Origin of the sequence: Comamonas sp. MYb396 (assembly GCF_037479555.1) — a bacterium.
In the GTDB taxonomy this organism is placed as follows: domain Bacteria; phylum Pseudomonadota; class Gammaproteobacteria; order Burkholderiales; family Burkholderiaceae_C; genus Comamonas.
The window spans coordinates 22,033-39,803 of sequence record NZ_JBBGYU010000007.1 but is presented as its reverse complement, the minus strand read 5'-3'; the positions used below and the strand labels follow the sequence as shown (position 1 = coordinate 39,803).

Annotated in this window: 7 protein-coding genes; all 7 read right to left on the bottom strand. The window is 62.3% G+C overall.

Annotated features, from left to right (window positions below; genetic code table 11):
• Positions 1 to 2: 2 nt before the first annotated feature.
• Positions 3 to 254 (bottom strand): Sec-independent protein translocase subunit TatA, encoded by a 252-nt coding sequence (tatA, locus tag WH265_RS16445; protein WP_021027787.1) that lies wholly within the window; start codon positions 252 to 254, stop codon positions 3 to 5.
• Between the two features lie 103 nt (positions 255 to 357).
• Positions 358 to 714 carry a histidine triad nucleotide-binding protein gene (locus tag WH265_RS16440; protein ID WP_339558995.1) on the bottom strand — a complete coding sequence of 119 codons (357 nt, stop codon included), beginning with the start codon at positions 712 to 714 and terminating at the stop codon, positions 358 to 360.
• 90 nt (positions 715 to 804) lie between these two features.
• Positions 805 to 1,815 (bottom strand): patatin-like phospholipase family protein, encoded by a 1,011-nt coding sequence (locus WH265_RS16435; protein WP_021027785.1) that lies wholly within the window; start codon positions 1,813 to 1,815, stop codon positions 805 to 807.
• 91 nt (positions 1,816 to 1,906) lie between these two features.
• Complete coding sequence (locus tag WH265_RS16430) at positions 1,907 to 2,296, bottom strand: DUF4870 family protein (protein WP_116927103.1); 390 nt, start codon at positions 2,294 to 2,296, stop codon at positions 1,907 to 1,909.
• Positions 2,293 to 2,697 carry a phosphoribosyl-ATP diphosphatase gene (locus WH265_RS16425; RefSeq protein WP_312988089.1) on the bottom strand — a complete coding sequence of 135 codons (405 nt, stop codon included), beginning with the start codon at positions 2,695 to 2,697 and terminating at the stop codon, positions 2,293 to 2,295. Before WH265_RS16425 ends, WH265_RS16430 begins: the two co-directional genes overlap by 4 nt.
• A 61-nt stretch (positions 2,698 to 2,758) precedes the next feature.
• Positions 2,759 to 3,157, bottom strand: a complete 399-nt coding sequence (gene hisI, locus WH265_RS16420; protein ID WP_312988134.1) for a phosphoribosyl-AMP cyclohydrolase — start codon at positions 3,155 to 3,157, stop codon at positions 2,759 to 2,761.
• Between the two features lie 110 nt (positions 3,158 to 3,267).
• Positions 3,268 to 16,908 carry a beta strand repeat-containing protein gene (locus tag WH265_RS16415; RefSeq protein WP_339558993.1) on the bottom strand — a complete coding sequence of 4,547 codons (13,641 nt, stop codon included), beginning with the start codon at positions 16,906 to 16,908 and terminating at the stop codon, positions 3,268 to 3,270.
• Positions 16,909 to 17,771 lie beyond the last annotated feature (863 nt).

Sequence of the window (17,771 nt, the reverse complement as noted above, 5' to 3'; positions counted from 1 at the left end):
CATCAGCCCTTGTTCTTGGCTTCGACGTCGATGGTGGTGTTCTTGTCAGCCGCAGGCGACTGACCCACTTGCTGTGCCGTGGTCGTCGTGGATGCAGCGGGCGAGGCGGATTCGCCACCGTCCTTGATGCCATCCTTGAAGCCCTTGACGGCACCACCCAGATCGGTGCCGATGTTCTTGAGCTTCTTGGTACCAAATACCAGCACCACGATGAGCAGAACAATCAGCCAATGCCAAACAGAAAAGGAACCCATGAAATTCTCCTAGCGAATATGCGCATTTTAGACGCCTTGGGCATCTACCGGTTTCGTAATACTGTCACGCGGCCAGGGCTTCAGCCCGTGGCCTGCGCAGGGCTCAGCCCTTTTTCCAGGGCCGGGGGCCGCCCAGCAGGTGGATGTGCAGATGGTGCACCTCCTGGCCGCCCTCTTCGCCGGTGTTGACCATCAGCCGGAAACCCCCTTGCGGATAGGGATTGCAGCCGTTATCCAGCGCCAGTTGCGGCGCTTTGGCCAGCATGCGGCCCAACAGCGGAGCCTGTTCAGCGCCGACCTGTGCCATCGAGGCGATATGCAGCTTGGGCACCATCAGCAGATGCACGGGCGCGGCAGGGTGGATGTCCTTGAACACCAACATGTCCTCGTCTTCATAGACCTTTCTCGACGGGATCTGGCCGGCAATGATTTTGCAAAAAAGGCAATCAGGATCGTGCATAAACTTCTTATCTCTCAAAACAAGGGTGCCGCCGTTGCTGGCAACCCGCAGTAACCGGCACAAGCAGCAACTGTGCCAACAGGCAGTAGATTACACCTTGAAACCAGATCGCACACCAACATCCGCCCGGTGCTTGGTGAGCCAGTTCTCGCCGGAGACACGGCCCCGCTCGCACAGCTCGCGCACAAAAGGCGCATCCGAGCGGTTCTTGCTCGATGCGCCATAGCTCTTGAGCACAGCACCTCCATCGACATGGTGCATCAGCATGTACTTGTAGCGCTCCCGGTCCAGCTTGCCTTCATCGAGCAGGCGGCGCACAAAGCCCATGGCGCGCAGCTCGGCCAGCAAGCTGGCGTTGAAGGTGATCTCGTTGATGCGGTCCATGATCTCCTGGGCGTTGGTCGGCACCTCGTTGTATTCAATGGGGTTGAGCTGCACCAGCAGCACATCGCTGTTGCCCGTCTGGTAGATCAGCGGGTAGAGCAAGGGGTTGCCGGAGTAGCCGCCATCCCAGTAGTACTGGTCCTTGATCTCGACGGCCTTGTACATCATCGGCAGGCAGGCTGAGGCCATCACCGCGTCGGCCGTCAGCCGCTTGCCGCTGAAGACTTCCCCCTTGCCGGTGCGCACATTGGTGGCGCAGACAAATACCCGGGGCGCATTGCGGCCCTGCTCATGCTGGAGAAAGTCAAAGTCCACCACCTTTTCCAGCAGGCGGCGCAAGGGGTTGATGTCGAGCGGGTTGGTCTGGTAGGGCGAGAGCCATTGGCTCATCATGTCCCAGATGGCCTTGCCGGCCATCGGCACACCCGCCATCAGGCTGCCCATCGTGCCCACCCCTTCCCAGAACTGCTTGAGGCTCTCGCGGGCCGATTCACAGCCCGCGTCATGGGCTTTTCGCTTGTCGGTTTCGGTGGCTGCTGCCTTGCCGTAGCCATAGGCCATCACCACGGCGTTCATCGCCCCGGCGCTGGTGCCGCTCACACCTTCTATCCACAGGCTGCGGTCAGCCAGCAAGGCATCGAGCACGCCCCAGGTAAAGGCCCCATGCGAGCCGCCGCCCTGCAAGGCCAGGCTGATGGGCGGCGTGTTCTCGTCCACCCCCTTGGAGCGGGGCACCCGCTTGGGCGCTTCGGCCTCTGCGGGGGCCGGCGTCTGCGGCATCTCCGGCGTCTCGGAGGCGGGCGTGTGGCTAGCCATTGATCGCCTGGTCTTTGTTCATCGCCACCATGCCGCGCACGATGCGGTAGAGAAACCAGACGGAAATCAGGGTCCAGGCGATCCAGCCGGGAACGACGAAGAGGAACCACAGCGGCGCGGTGATGACATACAGCACGCCGGCCCAGATGACGCTGCGAATGCGCCAGGAAAAATGGCTTTGCTGCCAGGTACCCTGCGCATCACTGCGCTTGACCAGGTCAATCACCAGCGCGATCAGCAGCAGCACGATGCTGGCCTGTGCGGTGGGCACCACCGCTGCCACGGCCACAATCAGGTGCAGCAGATAGCTCACCCAGCCCCAGGTCTTGAGGCTCTCCATCGCGGCCGAATCAACGGTCTTCACGTCAACGACGTCGTTCATGCGGAACTCCCTTCTTCAGCTTCACGGTCTTTTACCTTGCGCATCGCCTTTTCTTCGAGGCCACTCAAGCCCTCGCGGCGCGCCAGCTCGTTCACCACATCGGCGGGGCTCAAGCCATAGTGGGCCAGCGCCACCATCGTATGAAACCACAGATCGGCCACTTCGTACACCAGCTTGGAGGCTGGCGCGCCATGGTCCACATCCTTGGCCGCCATCACCACTTCGGTCGCCTCTTCCCCCACCTTCTTCAAAAAGGCATCCGGGCCCTTGTGCAGCAAGCGCGCCACATAGCTGGTCTCAGGATCGCCGCCATTGGCAGGTTTGCGCGACTCCAGCACCTCGGCCAGACGCAGCAAGGCATCGGTGGAGGACAGGGCAGCGGAAGCAGAGGTATCGGTCATAACGAAAATATAGCGAAGCAGCCACCCAGGGCTGCCAAAGAAGACAGTGCCGAGACAGGGATTATTTGTAGATCGATTCCGGGTCTTTCAAAACCGGATCGACCGCTTGCCACTGGCCACCACGCAACACACTGTAAAAACAGCTATGGCGACCGGTGTGGCAGGCGATGCCCGGCTCATGCCCGGTCTGGGTCACGCTCAGCAGCACCACATCGTTGTCACAGTCGATGCGGATCTCATGCACGGTCTGCACATGGCCGGACTCCTCGCCCTTGAACCACAGCTTGCCACGCGAGCGGCTGAAGTACACCGCCCGGCCCAGCTCGGCCGTATGGGCCAGCGCTTCGCGGTTCATCCAGGCAAACATCAGCACATCCTTGGAGTGCTGCTCCTGCGCAATGACGGGCACCAGGCCCTGCGCGTCCCATTTCACTTGATCGAGCCAGTTCATGCGGGGAATTGTCTCGCATTCAATGCAGTTGTGCGCAATGCAGGGAGAAAACAGCCGCAAAAGAAAACGGCCCGGTGCATGCCATGCAGCCGGGCCGGAGAGGCTCACGCTCAGAACGCTCAGTCCTGGGGACGACGGCCCTGGCGCTGCGGCAGGGCCTTGCCCGCCAACAGCACCAGCAGCAGCGCCATCAAGGCCAGCGCCCAAGCGGCATTCACGGGCACCCGCTTGACATCGGTGGGCGGCGTGTTGGTAAACAGCGCAGACGACGTGGCCTCGTTGTTCGCTGCCACTGGGTCATACACATCGCTGCTGGCACGGGTTGTGATCGTGATGGCAGCGGTGGAGGCCGGCGTGAACTTGGTGGTACAGGTGATCGACTCGCCCACCGCCAGTGCCGCCACGGGCTGGGTCGGCGTACAGACCGTGACCGCACCGGCAGGCGCGCCGCTGACATCACAACGTGCATGGGTCGCCGTGGCCGGGCCTGCGTTGCGGCAGGTCGAGGTCAGCGTGAACTCCACCCCCACCTTGGCATCGAGGGTGGCGGGCATGCTCACCTGCATATCCGCGGCTTGCGTTGGCGTGCTCACCGAGCAGGCGGCGCTGCAGCTGCCTGCTGCACTGCTGCCCACGGTGTTGACCACATTCGGACTGGTCACCGTGTCGTCCACACGCACCGTGTATTCAAAGGCCACCGTGCCCGGCGCTTGCGGGCTGCCGCCCGGCACCGTTGCTGGCTGCGTGCAGCTGCTGCCTGCGGCCACGCAACCCGCCGTCCAGCCTTCACCCGTGCCGACATAGCGGGTACCCGCAGGCACCGTCTCCGTCAACACCGTCGAGCCAGGCGTGCCACCCGTGTTGCTGACCAGCACCTGGTAGGTGAGCTTGTCGCCGGGCTTGATCACATAGCCCGCTGGCACGGGCGCGTCGTTGACCTTCACCAGCACATTGGTCACCGTCACCGCCGAAGGTGTATTGCCGTTGACAGCCTTGGCATCGCTGTTGTTGGCGGTGTCGCTTTCGTAGCTTTGCGTTGCTGCCGTCATGCTGGCGCTGATCGCACCTTCTGCCGCAGCAAAGGTCGCCGTACAGCTGAGACTTCCGCCTACCGCCAGGTTGGCGTTGGCATCGCAGATTGCGGCAATGCTTGTGCCACCGTTGTTCACGGTCATCACGCAGCTGGCATTGAGGGCCTCCGCCGGTCCATTGTTGGTGCATTGGCCGGAGATGGTCACGCTTTGACCCACCACCACGGCGCCAGACGGGATCGTCGTGATTTGCGCCTGCATGTCCGCCACCGCATTGGCCGTCTCTGCCGTGCAGCCACCGGCCGCGCAAGCGGCTGGCACATCGCTGGTCACCGTATTGATGATCTTGCCACTGCTGGTCGCAGGCGCAAGCACCTCCACCGTGAACGCAACGGTCTGCTCACCGGCCACACCTTCTGCGCTTTGTGCGGGCACCGTCACGCTTTGCTCGCAGGTGCTTCCTGCTGCTTCGCAGACCGGTGCTTGGCTCCAACCCTGGCTCTCGTTAGGGGCGATGCCGCCTACAAACTGGGTGCCTTCTGGCACGGTCTCGGTCAGCACGAGGGTGCTGGCAGTACCGCCCGCGTTGGTCACCCGCAGTTGGTAGGTCAGCGTGTCGCCGATCTTGGCTGCGTAGTTGGCGGGCACAGCCGCACCGTTGACTTGCGCCAGGGTCTTGGCGATGTTCAGCTCGGCGGGCGTGTTGACCTTGACGGTCCTCGTCGCCGTGTTGTTGCCCGGTGCTGGATCGTACAAGTCATTGCTGGTGGCCACGCTCACGGCATAGTCACCGGCTGCACTTGGCGTGATCTTGGTGGTGCAGGTGATGCTGTCGCCCGATGCCAGCGTTGCGGCTGGCGTCGTGGGCGCGCAGATGGTTTGTACACCAGCGGGAGCCGTCACCAGGCAAGCCGCGTTCAAGGCCGTTTGCGGGCCATTGTTCTTGCAGATGCTGGTGTAGATCAGCTCCACACCCGTGGTGCTGGTCGTGCCCGGTGTCACCGTCACGGTGGCCTGCATGTCTGCATGCTGCGTGCCGGTCGTCACCTGGCAGCTGCTGCAGCTGCCGACACTGCTGGTAGCCGTGTCAACGATGCTCGCCGTGCTGCCTGGGCCAGCCACGGTGACGGTGTAGGTAACGGTGCTCGTTTGGCCCGCGCCCACTGCCACCGTCTGGCTGCAGGTGCTGGATGCCGCAGCACAACCTGCACTCCAACTCTCACCCGTTCCGGTGTAAGTGGTACCTGCTGGCACGGTCTGGCCCACATCGGTGCTGCCTGCCGTGCCGCCGCTGTTCACCACGGTCACGGTGTAGGTCAGCACATCACCGGGCTTAGCCAGGTAGCCCGCTGGCACGGGGCTGCCGTTCACGGCGGTCAACACATTGGTGGTCACCAAGCTGGCTGCGGTATTACCCACCGTCGACTTGGTGTCGGTGTTGTTGGCCGTATTGCTGTCATAGCTTTGCGTTGCAGCTTGGATGCTTGCGCTGATAGCACCTTCAACAGCGGTGAAGCTGGCAGTACAGCTGATGCTGCCACCCATTACCAAGGTCGCATTTGCACCGCAGGTCACTGCAGTGTTGTTGCCGCCATTGCTCACTGTCATCTCGCAGCTGGCGTTGACCGCATTGGCTGGGCCATTGTTGGTGCACAAACCAGTGATGGTGACGCTTTGACCCACGACCACCGCACTTGGCAAGCTGCTGGTGATCTGCGCTTGCATATCGGCAACTGCGTTAGCAGTTTCGACCGAGCAAGTACCAGAGGCGCAAGCAGCTGGGATGTCGCTGCTCACGGTATTGGTGATCTTGCCGTTGCTGGTCGCTGGGGCAAGCACTTCCACCGTGAACTCCACCGTTTGCTCACCGGGCACCGCAGGAGTCGCCGTGCTCTGCGCTGGCACCGTCACGCTTTGCGTGCAGGTGGTGGCTGCCACGCCGCAAGCTTGTGTTGTCTGGCTCCAGCCCTGTTCAGGGTTGGAAGCTCCGCCACCCACAAACTGGGTACCTTCTGGCACGGTCTCAGTCAGGACCGTAGTGCCAGCGGTACCACCGGTGTTGGTGATCACCATTGCGTAGGTCAGCGTGTCGCCAATCTTGGCAGCGTAGTTGACAGGCACAGCCGCACCGTTCACTTGCGCCAGGGTCTTGACGATATGCAGATCTGCAGGGGTGTTGACCTTGACGGTGGTCGTTGCGCTGTTGTTGCCAGTAGCTGCGTCGTACAAGGTATTGCTGGTAGCAACGCTCACGGCATAGTCACCGGCCGTGCTTGGCGTGAGCTTGGTAACGCAGGTGATGCTCTCACCCGAAGCCAAGCTCGCCGCTGGGCTGGTTGGCGTGCAGATTGCTGCCGATGCGCCCGCTGGTGCGGTCACCACGCAAGTTGCATTGATTGCGCTTTGTGGGCCATTGTTCTTGCACACGCTGGTGTAGATCAGTTCCACGCCAGTCGTGCTGGTCGTGCCTGGCGTCACCGTCACGGTGGCCTGCATATCTGCATGCTGCGTGTCGGTGGTGACTTGGCAAGTCGTGCAGGTGCCCACCGAGCTGGTGACGGTGTCCACGATGGTGGCAGTTGTACCTGGGCTAGCCACGGTGACCGTGTACTGCAGCGTGCTGGTCTGGCCAGCACCGACTGCCACGGTTTGCGCGCACTGCGTCGCCGCTCCCGTGCAACCTGCGCCCCAGCCTTGGCCCAAACCCGTATAGGTCGTGCCTGCAGGCACAGTCTGGCCCACTTCCGTGGAACCTGCAGTACCGCCGCTGTTGGTGACGCTAACGGTATAGGTCAACACATCACCAGGTTTGGCCAGGTAGCCAGCTGGCACGGGGCTGCCATTGACCAAGGTCAGCACATTGGTAGTAGCCAGGCTAGCTGGCGTGTTGCCCACCGTGGACTTGGTGTCGGTGTTGTTGGTGATATCGCTCTCGTAGCTTTGCGTGGTCGTGTTGATGGTGGCGCTGATCGCGCCTTCCGCTGCCGTGAAGGTCACCGAGCAGCTCAGCGTCTCGCTCACTGCCAAGGTCTTGGCTGCATCGCAAGTTGCACCGACCGATGCTGCACCGTTCTGCACTGCCATCTGGCAGCTGGCGCCAACAGCACTGACGGGACCATTGTTGGTACAGGTACCGGTGATGGTCACGCTTTGGCCGACCACCACAGCCGAAGCTGGGATGTTGGTGATTTGCGCTTGCATGTCAGCAACCGCATTGGCGGTTTCAACCGAGCAAGTACCTGAGGCACAAGCTGCAGCAATGTCGCTGCTCACGGTATTGGTGATCTTGCCGTTGCTGGTCGCTGGGGCAAGCACTTCCACCGTGAACTCCACCGTTTGCTCACCGGGCACCGCAGGAGTCGCTGTGCTTTGCGCTGGCACGGTCACGCTTTGCTCGCAGGTGCTTCCTGCAGCGTCGCAGACCGGTGCTTGGCTCCAACCCTGGCTCTCGTTAGGAGCGATGCCGCCTACAAAGCGGGTGCCCTCTGGCACGGTCTCGGTCAGGACTGTCGTGCCAGCAGTGCCACCGGTGTTGGTAACGACCATAGCGTAGGTCAGCTTGTCGCCAATCTTGGCGGCGTAGTTGGCGGGCACAGCCGCGCCATTGACTTGCGCCAGGGTCTTGACGATATGCAGATCTGCAGGGGTGTTGACCTTGACGGTGGTCGTTGCGCTGTTGTTGCCAGTAGCTGCGTCGTACAAGGTGTTGCTGGTAGCAACGCTCACGGCATAGTCACCGGCCGTGCTTGGCGTGAGCTTGGTAACGCAGGTGATGCTTTCACCCAAAGCCAAGCTCGCCGCTGGGCTGGTTGGCGTGCAGATTGCTGCCGATGCGCCCGCTGGTGCGGTCACCACGCAAGTTGCGTTGATAGCGCTTTGCGGGCCGTTGTTCTTGCACACGCTGGTGTAGATCAGTTCCACGCCGGTCGTGCTGGTCGTGCCCGGCGTCACCGTCACGGTTGCCTGCATATCTGCATGCTGTGTGTCGGTAGTCACCACACAGGTCGTGCAGGTACCCACCGAGCTGGTGACGGTGTCCACGATGGTCGCAGTGCTGCCTGGGCTGGCAACAGTCACCGTGTACTGCACGGTGCTGGTCAGGCCTGCACCCACTGCCACGGTTTGCGCGCACTGCGTACCCGCTGCCGTGCAACCTGCACTCCAACCCTCACCCGTGCCGGTGTAAGCGGTACCTGCTGGCACGGTCTGGCCAACATCGGTGCTGCCTGCCGTGCCGCCACTGTTGGTGACGCTGACGGTATAGGTCAGCACATCACCAGGCTTGGCCAGGTAGCCCGCTGGCACAGGGCTGCCATTGACCAAGGTCAGCACATTGGTGGTAGCCAGGCTCGCTGGCGTGTTGCCCACCGTGGACTTGGTGTCGGTGTTGTTGGTGATATCGCTTTCGTAGCTTTGCGTGGTCGTGTTGATGGTGGCGCTGATCGCGCCTTCCGCTGCCGTAAAGGTCACCGAGCAGCTCAGCGTCTCGCTCACTGCCAAGGTCTTGGCTGCATCGCAAGTTGCACCGACCGATGCAGCACCGTTCTGCACGGCCATCTGGCAGCTGGCACCAACAGCACTGACGGGACCATTGTTGGTACAGGTACCGGTGATGGTCACGCTTTGGCCCACCACTACAGCACTTGGCAAGCTGCTGGTGATCTGCGCTTGCATGTCGGCGACGGCGTTAGCAGTTTCAACCGAGCAAGTACCAGAGGCGCAAGCTGCAGCAATGTCGCTGCTCACGGTATTGGTGATCTTGCCGTTGCTGGTCGCTGGGGCAAGCACTTCCACCGTGAAGCGCACGGTTTGCTCACCAGCCACACCTTCGGCGCTCTGCGCTGGCACCGTCACGCTTTGCGTGCAGGTGCTGGCCGCTGCGTCGCAAGCCTGTGGTGTCTGGTTCCAACCTTGGGCAACATCAGGAGCACTACCGCCCACAAACTGGGTACCTTCTGGCACGGTCTCGGTCAGGACTGTCGTGCCAGCAGTGCCACCGGTGTTGGTAACGACCATAGCGTAGGTCAGCTTGTCGCCAATCTTGGCGGCGTAGTTGGCGGGCACAGCCGCGCCATTGACTTGCGCCAGGGTCTTGACGATATGCAGATCTGCAGGGGTGTTGACCTTGACGGTGGTCGTTGCGCTGTTGTTGCCAGTAGCTGCATCGTACAAGGTGTTGCTGGTGGCAACGCTCACGGCATAGTCACCGGCCGTGCTTGGCGTGAGCTTGGTAACGCAGGTGATGCTGTCGCCCGATGCAAGCGTCGCTGCCGGGCTGGTAGGCGTACAGGTCGTCACCGCGCCGGCTGGAGAGGTCACCGTGCAAGCGGCGTTCAGCGCCGTCTGTGGACCATTGTTCTTGCACACGCTGGTGTAGGTCAGTTCAACGCCGGTCGTGCTGGTCGTGCCCGGCGTCACCGTCACGGTGGCCTGCATATCTGCATGCTGCGTGTCGGTGGTGACTTGGCATGTCGTGCAGGTACCCACCGAGCTGGTGACGGTGTCCACGATGGTGGCAGTGCTGCCTGGGCTGGCAACGGTCACCGTGTACTGCAGCGTGCTGGTCTGGCCAGCACCGACTGACACGGTTTGTGCGCACTGCGTGCCTGCTGCGGTGCAACCGGCACCCCAGCCTTGGCTGGCGCCCGTGTAGGTCGTACCTGCTGGTACGGTCTGTCCGACATCGGTGCTGCCTGCCGTGCCACCACTGTTGGTGACGCTGACGGTATAGGTCAACACATCACCAGGTTTGGCCAGGTAGCCGGCTGGCACGGGGCTGCCATTGACCAAGGTCAGCACATTGGTGGTCGCCAGGCTCGCTGGCGTATTACCCACCGTGGACTTGGTGTCCGTGTTGTTCGCAGTGTTGGACTCGTAGCTCTGCGTTGCTGCATTGATGGTCGCACTGATGTCGCCTTGGGCAGCGGTGAAGGTCACCGAGCAGCTCAGCGTCTCACTCACTGCCAAGGTCTTGGCTGCATCGCAAGTGGCGTTGATAGTGGAAGCACCATTACTGATCACCATGGCACAGCTGGCGTTGACCGCATTGGCCGGGCCGTTATTGGTACAGGTACCGGTGATGGTCACGCTTTGACCCACCACCACAGCACTTGGCAAGCTGCTGGTGATCTGCGCTTGCATGTCGGCAACTGCGTTAGCAGTTTCGACCGAGCAAGTACCAGAGGCGCAAGCAGCTGGGATGTCGCTGCTCACGGTATTGGTGATCTTGCCGTTGCTGGTCGCTGGGGCAAGCACTTCCACCGTGAAGCGCACGGTTTGCTCACCAGCCACACCTTCGGCGCTCTGCGCTGGCACCGTCACGCTTTGCGTGCAGGTGGTGGCTGCCACGCCGCAAGCCTGTGGTGTCTGGTTCCAACCTTGGGCAACATCAGGAGCACTACCGCCCACAAACTGGGTACCTTCTGGCACGGTCTCGGTCAGGACTGTCGTGCCAGCAGTGCCACCGGTGTTGGTAACGACCATAGCGTAGGTCAGCTTGTCGCCGATCTTGGCCGCGTAGTTAGCAGGCACAGCCGCGCCATTGACTTGCGCCAGGGTCTTGACGATGCGCAGAGCCGCTGGCGTGTTGACCTTGACCGTCGCGGTGGCGGCATTGTTGCTCGTCACGGCGTCGTACAGGGTGTTGCTGGTGGCAACGCTCACGGCATAGTCACCCACCACGCTCGGTGTGAGCTTGGTGGTACAGGTGATGCTGGATCCCGATGCAAGCGTCGCTGCCGGGCTGGTGGGCGTACAGGTCGTCACCGCGCCGGCTGGAGAGGTCACCGTGCAAGCGGCGTTCAGCGCCGTCTGTGGACCATTGTTCTTGCAGACGCTGGTGTAGATCAACTCCACACCCGTCGTGCTGGTCGTGCCTGGCGTCACCGTCACGGTTGCCTGCATATCTGCATGCTGCGTGTCGGTAGTCTCCACACAGGTCGTGCAGGTACCCACCGAGCTGGTGACGGTGTCCACGATGGTGGCAGTGCTGCCTGGGCTGGCAACAGTCACCGTGTACTGCACGGTGCTGGTCTGGCCAGCACCGACTGCCACGGTTTGCGCGCACTGCGTGCCCGCTGCCGTGCAACCTGCGCCCCAGCCTTGACCGGTGCCCGTGTAGGTCGTACCTGCGGGCACAGTCTGGCCCACTTCCGTGGAACCTGCAGTACCGCCGCTGTTGGTGACGCTGACGGTATAGGTCAACACATCACCAGGCTTGGCCAAATAGCCAGCGGGCACGGGGCTGCCATTGACCAAGGTCAGCACATTGGTGGTGGCCAGGCTCGCTGGCGTGTTGACCGACAGACTGTGGCTTGCGCAAGCAGTCGTGCTGCTGTTCACGCAGGTAACACTGGGGTCCACGCCCGGAGCGCCCGAGCCCGTGGGGTTGGTAGCAGCGTTGTTGACGACGGTACCGCCGCTACTTGGCAAAGTGACGGTCAGCTGGATGCTGGCCGATGCACCGGCTGCCAGCGGGCTGGCAACGGTACAGCTCAGCAAGGCGGCGGCACTGCTGGGCAGCGCGCCGCAGCTGGCGCCAGTCACGCCAGTGGCCACCACGCCTGCAGGCAGCTTGTCCTTGACGATCAGGTTGCTGCCGGTGGCCAACTGGCCACTGTTGCTCAGGGTCAGCGTGTAGACATAGCTGGAGCCGGTCAGCGCCGTGGCTGCGCCTGTCTTGCTCAGGCTGACATTGGCGGGGGTGCTGACGGCGGCCGTCGAGCTGGCACAAGCCACATTGGCCGCATTGGTACAGGCCGGGCCAGGGTCCACACCCGGATTGCCGCTGCCCGATGGATGGGTTGCCGCATAGTTGACGACATTGCCGCCACCGCTGGGCATGGTTACGGTCAGCTGGATGCTGGCAGAGCCACCATCTGCTGCGATCGGATCAGCCACGGTACAGGTCAGCAAGGCACCTGCCGCACTGGGCAAGGTGCCGCAGTTGGCGCCGGTAACTCCCGTGGCCACCATGCCGGAGGCGAGCTGGTCACGCACCACCAGGTTGGAGGCCGTGGCGGTCTGGCCGCTGTTGCTCAGCGCCAGCGTGTAGACATAGCTATTGCCTGCCACCGCAGTGGCTGCGCCGGTTTTGGCCAGGCTGACATTGGCCGGGGTCTTGACGGCAACCGCAGCGGTGGTGGGATCACATGCCTCCGTCGTTGCGGCGGCCGTACAGCTGGGATCACCACCGCCGCCCAGATTGGCGGTGTTGGCAGCGCCGGCGCCCGTGGCCGATGATGCCACCGACACGGGAATGGTCAGCACATAGCTGCCATCGGCCAGGCCGCTGGCCAGTTGGCAAGCACCAATGCTGCTGCCACTGCTGCTGCAACCGCTCAGGGTGGCGGCGCCACTGACGGTTGGCGCACCCGACAGGGTCACGCCAGCGGGCAGGCTGTCGGCGATGCTGATGGCCGCAGTGGTGGGCCCGTTGGCCACGCCAATGGTGATGCGGTAGCTCTGGCCGCTGGCACCCACGACAAAGCTGGTCGGTGATGCGGCCTTGGTCACGCTGAGCTTGGGGTAGACCGGCGTGTTGGTAAAGGTACAGCTGATGTCATCACCGGCTTGGGGTACGACCGTGATGGAGGTACCCGCACCCGAGGACACGCTGGTGCCGCCCGCCGTCGCATTGGTACAGCTGTAGGTGGTGGTGTAACGGGCCAGGTTGGTCGCAGGTGTGCCGGCGGCGGTTTCAGTCAGCAGGTAGCTGGTGCCGGCCGTCGCGGTGGTCGGGCCTGCCGAGGCTGTGGTTTGCGTGCCGCTGGTGGTGGCGCTAGGGCCGCCATTGTTGATGCCCACGCTGAACTGGTCGGTGCCGAGAATGCGGCCCGATACGACCGTGTTGACCGTCAGCTTGGGCGCAATGGCACTGTTGCTGAAGGTACAGCTGATGTTGTCGCCCGCCTGGGGCGCCAGGCTGAAGCTGGTGCCCGTGCCCGAAGGCATGGTGGTGCCGGCAACGCCCGTGTTGGTACAGCTGTAGCTGCTGTTGTAGCGCGCCAAGTTGGCGCCAGCGGCTGCTACTTCACTCAGTGTGTAGCTGGTGCCGGCGGTGGCCGTGTAGGTCGTGGTGCTTGCCGAGGTTGCCGTGCCGGCGGTCGATACGGTGGGGCCACCATTGCTGATGGCGATCGTGAACTGGTCCGAGGCCTGTGCGCGCGAGGCAATGCTCTTGACCAGGGTCAGGCGCGGCGCGATCGGGGTATTGCTGAACGTACAGGTGATGGCATCGCCCGCCTGCGGGGTCACATTCACGGTGGTGCCAGTGCCCGGCGCCACCGAGGTGCCGCCTGCGGTGGCATTGGTACAGGCGTAGGTGGTGGTATAGCGCGCCAGGTTGGTCGTGCCGGCAGCCGTTTCACTCAGTGCGTAGCTGGTGCCCGGGGTAGCCGCAAAGGCCGCGGTACTTGCGCTGGTGGCCGTGCCCGAGGTCGTCGCAGTGGGGCCGTTGCTGATGGCAACGGTGAACTGGTCGGTACTGGCGGCACGGCTTGCCACGTTTGCCACCACCGTCAAGGTGGCCGATGGCACCACCGGGATCGAGTCCGTGGCGCAACCGACGGTCGGCGTATTGACAGCGGTACAGGCCGCCGCCGTCGTGCTGGTGGGGTAGCTACTGGTCGTGGGATCCGTGTTGTCGGTACCCACCTGCGCCTTGTTGACCAAGGTGGTGCTGGTGGTCGCCGATACCGTGGCAGTGACAGCGATGGTGGCGCTGGTGCTGGCGGCCAATGCACCGCCGGTGTTGTTGCAGGTCAGCACATTGCTGTCGGCACCCGAGCCCATGGCACAGGTAAAGATACCCTGGGTGGCGTTCACGGTGAAATTGCTGAGCCCCGTGGGGAACACATCGACCACCCGTACGGTATTGGCCAGGGCTTCGACGGTGGCGGAGTTAGCAACGGTGAGCGTGAAAGCCACCGTATCGCCAGGCGCTTTGGACTGGGGATTGGAATGGGTCTTGGTCAGCCGCAGGATGGGTGGTGTCTGCGCCGTGTTCAGATCGATGGCGCAACCGGCTGGAATACTGTTGTTGGTACAGGCATTGACTTGCGTGGTGGTCGGTGCTGCAGAGCCCAGGACGGCGTCGGCACCGCCAGTGACCAATGCCTTGTTCATGTACTGGTTGCCGCTGGTCATCGCGCCTGCATTGGCCAGCAGACTGAACTGGCTGACAGCCCCCGCCGCAATCACCGTGCTCGAGGTACAGCTGACTTCCGTGTTGCTGACCCGAGTGCAGGTCCAGTCTGCGGCATTGGGGCCCGTCTTGGTCAGCGCTGCTGGCCAGTTCATCGGCGTGGGCAGCACATCGCGGAAATTGATCGTGCCCACCGAGTCGGCATCGCCGGTATTGCTGACGCGGAAGGCATAGGTCGTCGTGCCGCCGACATAGATGCCAAAGCGGCCATCGTCCTTGGTCAGGTTCAGTTGCACACGCTTGACCGAATCGGTATCGGCCGCGCAGCCCGTGGCGATATCCGAAGCCACCGATGGCGAGCACGTTTGCGTGGTCGCGACCGTGGGCGCACTGGGCTTGCTGGAATCACTGCCACCACCAACGCGGGCGAGGTTCACCAAGGCGCTGGGCGCTGTGCTGGCAATTGAGACCGGCAGCGAAATCGCCGCACTGCCACCTGCCGCAATAGCGGTGTTGGTGGTGCAGGTGATGCTGTTGCTTGACGCGGTATAGCTACAGCTGAAAATTCCGCTGCTGAAAGTCGCTGCACCCGTATAGGACATGCCCGTCGGCAAGACATCTACAACGGTGACCACGCCGGCACTTGGCGCATCACCGACGTTGTTGACGGTCAACGCATAGGTGGTCGTCCCACCTGCCAAGACCACATCGGTGTTGTCATTGTTGGTCAGGCTCAGCAAAGGCGATTTCACGGCATCGACATCGATGGCACAACCAGCGGGTGACTGGTTACCGGTACACGCCGTCGCGGTCGCCTCAGTAGGGGCGGAGCCGTTGAGCGGATCCCCGCCACCGCCAATCTTGGCCTTGTTGGTGATGGTTGTGCTGGTTGCCGAACTCAGACCGACATTGACCGTCACACTAAACACACTGCTACCGGCCGCAGCAATGGCAGTAGAGCTGGTACAGGTGATCACACTGCCGCCGGCTGCGCCGCTACAGCTCCAGTTGGCGGCATTGGTCCCCCCCAAGGAAATGGTACCTGAGGGAATCGTCAAACCTGTAGGCAACTTGTCGACCACGGTAATCAAACCCGTGGTGGGTGAAGCGCCCACATTGCTGGCGGTCAGGGTGTAGGCGGTTGTGCTACCCGCATTCACAATGTTGACACCGTTGCTCTTGGCCAAGCGCAGATCTGGGGCGCAAGAAGCACCCGGCAAGGTGCCTGGTGCATTGGGTGACTGGAACGAGGCAACGCCGCCCTGGTTACCAAAGGCGCCGTAGTTGTCCGTCGTGCCATTGGTGGTGTAACCCGGAGTGCCACCATTGATGGTCGTCGTGACCACCATGCTGGATGGAGAAAAGGCGATAAAGCCACCGCCGCCGCCGCCGCCAGGGCCATGGCGTCCGGCAGAGCCAGTCTGGCTGCCCGCCCAGGCGTTGCCACCGTCACCACCGCTGGCATCGATCACGGCAGTGCCGCCCTCAAGCGTATGGATCACCACCGAGCCGCCTGCGCCACCGCCACCTGCCGCATCGTTTTGCACGTTGTAGCCATTGGCGCCGCGCACATCGATCACACCGGTACCAGTAATATTCTGCGCACGCAAAATGACAATACCGCCACCCGATGCACCGGAGGAGCAACGGCCATCCGCATCCGAACACCCAATACCGTTGTTGCTGTAGGCTGCAGAATCTGCGGTCCCATTGTTGGTACTACCCGCACCACCGCCACCACCCAAGAAAATACGGTTGAAGGCGGTGGTACCCATATAGCCACCGCCGCCACGACCACCGCTGTCGACCAAGGGATACGCCCAGGGCCGACCACCCAGTCCGCCGGCGGCGTAGTTGCCGCCGCCACCGCCGCCTGCGTTGTAATTGTTGTTATTGACACCAGCAGGTGCGCCATCGGCACCACCACCGCCGGCATTGCCCGGGGCGCCGCGCGCACGCGAGCCTCCTGGGTAGCCTTCGATGCCCGAATCTATCTGGCTGATGCCCCCATTGAGAACCGCATTCGTCAGCTTTGAGCCATAGTTTCCGCTCTTGTTGGCCAAATACTGCGGTGTGCCTGCAATGCCTTCACCCTTCCCGCCTCCGCCACCCGCAGCAGCATAAGTGCCCATCCAATCGTCTCGCGATCCCTGTGCGGAGCCATTGCTGCCGATGGCACCGCGAAAGCCCTTGCCTGCCAGGAAAATGGCACGGCCGGTCTGCCCCTCCACCGTGCCGCTATTGAGCGTCAAAGTATCGCGGGCATCAATGGCAACGACTCCACCGGTGGAACCATTCCAAGCGGGGGCGGTGACACCGCTGACGGCCGCCGTGGTGTACTGCGGCACCCGCACGACTTGGTAGGTCTTCTGGCCAGAAGTGGACGTTGCCGTTGCGTTGCGATAGTTATTGGCCAGCGCCGGCGTGAACGTCACGGTGGACCCCGAAACCGAGACCACACGGACAAACTCATACAGACCGGTGTTATTGACGCTGGTGGAACCCTGACCACCACTGCCCCCGCTGCCGTAGGCGCTGGAGTTGACGGCATTGATGCTGGCGTCCTGCATCTGGATGACCAGCATGAGGTCATTGGCCGCGAACGCAGTCGTTGCGCCTGCCGTATTTCGGGCACCAATGGTCAAGCTCGTACTACCAGCATTCAGAGATGCCGTAGCGCCTGGAAAGTAGCTATTTACTATGCCAGTTGCGGAGCCTACACCATCCTTGCCGGGCACTGCACAGACCTGCGCCCAGACACTGACCGGTAACACCAGCAGCGCCACCAGCATCGCAGTGCGCGCGCAAATCTTGCGGAAAACAGACAGGCAGGCCAAAGCCTGCATAACGCATATCCCAAACACCGACATAGCCGACAACTCCCAGCCTCTTATCAGCGTCACCAGGCCCGGATCGGCGACGCGTTTTCTCATAGTTCTATTGCAATTGCCTACGGCTTTTGCCGCCGCATTTCTCAGACAACCGAAACAAACTGTGACTAAAAATAGATAGATCGCGTTTATAGCAGTTTGCAATTACCGAGTGTGTTTCAACTTTGGAAACATTGTCAATCATTGCAAACTGTCATTTCTGATCGATTAAATCAATCATTTTTATAGCTTTGCAGATCACTAGTGACGAAAGAGAGTGCAGAGGCTCAGAACTTGGCTGGTCAGCATGCTCATGGAATGCCGTTTGCAAATACCTCCTGGCCCTACCCAGGTGCATGGGGGTAGCCAGGGCTGCCAATCCACTCGCCGACGAATAGCCGCTTGCAATGGCCAAAGACAAACGCCAGTCACGCCACCCCTCCAGAGGCTGGCTGGTGGATGTCTACGGAGGAGAGTGCAAACGCGCACAAACGGCCTGGGCAGTTCAGACAGCGGAGACTGGAGAGTTCCAGCAAGGGCGGCGTCGCTGGCCCCAAAGCTCGCAGACGTAGCTAGCT

Excerpts from the sequence above, each read along its gene's own strand:
- WH265_RS16425 (WP_312988089.1), bottom strand. The coding sequence starts at position 2,697 with ATGACCGATACCTCTGCTTCCGCTGCCCTGTCCTCCACCGATGCCTTG.
- WH265_RS16415 (WP_339558993.1), bottom strand. The coding sequence starts at position 16,908 with ATGCTGGTCATCCAGATGCAGGACGCCAGCATCAATGCCGTCAACTCC.
- WH265_RS16440 (WP_339558995.1), bottom strand. The coding sequence starts at position 714 with ATGCACGATCCTGATTGCCTTTTTTGCAAAATCATTGCCGGCCAGATC.
- WH265_RS16430 (WP_116927103.1), bottom strand. The coding sequence starts at position 2,296 with ATGAACGACGTCGTTGACGTGAAGACCGTTGATTCGGCCGCGATGGAG.
- tatA (WP_021027787.1), bottom strand. The coding sequence starts at position 254 with ATGGGTTCCTTTTCTGTTTGGCATTGGCTGATTGTTCTGCTCATCGTG.